The sequence below is a fragment of the Pseudoxanthomonas sp. LjRoot204_2 genome (assembly GCF_056175765.1).
On the sequence record NZ_JBGFFG010000648.1, the window covers coordinates 1 to 1381 of the forward strand.

3 protein-coding genes are annotated in these 1381 nt (G+C 69.4%); 1 reads left to right on the forward strand and 2 read right to left on the reverse strand.

Annotation, left to right across the window (positions count from 1 at the left end):
- Window positions 1-44: 44 nt before the first annotated feature.
- Window positions 45-314, reverse strand: a complete 270-nt coding sequence (locus AC04L7_RS18750; protein WP_435997144.1) for a putative signal transducing protein — start codon at window positions 312-314, stop codon at window positions 45-47.
- A gap of 32 nt (window positions 315-346) precedes the next feature.
- The gene (locus AC04L7_RS18755) at window positions 347-1021 is read right to left on the reverse strand and encodes a glutathione S-transferase family protein (protein WP_435997142.1); all 675 of its coding nucleotides are present in this window, start codon (window positions 1019-1021) and stop codon (window positions 347-349) included.
- A 90-nt stretch (window positions 1022-1111) separates the two neighbouring features.
- Here AC04L7_RS18755 and AC04L7_RS18760 point away from each other — a divergent pair.
- The coding region (locus tag AC04L7_RS18760; RefSeq protein WP_475513710.1) for a glutamate--tRNA ligase family protein at window positions 1112-1381 on the forward strand (270 nt) is incomplete at its 3' end.

The window sequence follows — 1381 nt, forward strand, 5'->3', positions numbered from 1 at the left end:
CCGATACCCAGCATGGCGAACCTCGTGTGTCGGGAGAAAGCGGATCAGGCCGGCAGGATGCCCAGGCCTTCCTCGTCGCCTTCCAAGATGGGGCCATTGCTGCCCGAATCCAGTCCCAGGCCCTTCACGATCCCTTCCGCGTCGGGCAACGCTGTGTCCGGGACGCAGACGCGCAGCACGCCGAACAGCGGCAGTTCGCCCATGCCGCCCAGCAGGGACTCGCCGAACACGAACGCCGGGATCTCCGCTTCCTCCAGCGCGTGCTTCACCAGATGGGCATCGAACAGGTTGTCGGCCAGGTAGACCACGCGCATGGATACGTCCTCCGCCGCCAGCCTACACCTGCTCAGGCGGGCAACGGCTTGCGCAAGGCCTCCGTGGCCGGCACCGATTCAGGCTCGACCGCGGCTGCGGCCCGCCACGCCTGCATCGCCGGCAGCGCGAACAACGCCTGCATGTAGCGACGCGCGGTGGCGTCCACCTCCACGCCATAGCCATCGAAACGCACCGCCACCGGGGCGTACATCGCGTCGACGATGCCGAACTCGCCGAACAGGAAGTCGCCGCCGCCGCCATGCGCCGCGCGCAGCGCGCGCCACAGCGCCTGGATGCGGTCGATGTCGCGCTGGGCCGCGGCGTCCCAGCGGTAGGCATCCGGCGTGCGCCGGCTGTTCATCGGCAACTGCGTGCGCAGCGCCGTGAAGCCGGAATGCATCTCGGCCGCCGCCGCGCGTGCCACCGCGCGCGCGGCGCGGTCGCGCGGCCAGCCCTGGCCGTCCAGCCAGCGCTCGTTGGCGTATTCGCAGATCGCCAGCGAATCCCAGACGTGCACCCCACCATCGTGCAGCGCGGGCACTTTGCCGGTCGGGGAATGGCGCCCGACCTCCGCGGCGAACGCGGGCGTGTCGAGGGGCAGGCGGATCTCCTCGATTTCCACGCCGAAGTGCCGCAGCAGCAGCCACGGGCGCAGCGACCAGGACGAGTAGTTCTTGTTGCCGATGACGAGCGTCGGGAGGCTCATGCGGGGACCGGTTGCACGATGGCTGTTCAGGATAGACCAGCCCGGACGCCAGACCGGCTAAACTGGCGTTTTTCCACGCCTCCTGCCCCGATGTCCGATACCGCAGCCCCCTCCGCCCCCCTGTCTGACGATGCCGCCCCGGAAAAGCGGGACTTCATCCGCCAGATCGTGCGCGAGGACCTGGCCAGCGGTCGCCACGCCTCGGTGAAGACGCGCTTCCCGCCCGAGCCCAACGGCTACCTGCACATCGGCCACGCCAAGGCGATCTGCCTGGACTTCGGCATCGCCGGCGAGTTCGGTGGCGTCTGCAACCTGCGCCTGGACGACACCAACCCCGCCAAGGAAGACCCCGAGTACGTC

What these genes read in the sequence shown, in the direction of transcription:
- AC04L7_RS18750 (WP_435997144.1), bottom strand. Translation starts at nt 314, where the DNA reads ATGCGCGTGGTCTACCTGGCCGACAACCTGTTCGATGCCCATCTGGTG.
- AC04L7_RS18755 (WP_435997142.1), bottom strand. Translation starts at nt 1,021, where the DNA reads ATGAGCCTCCCGACGCTCGTCATCGGCAACAAGAACTACTCGTCCTGG.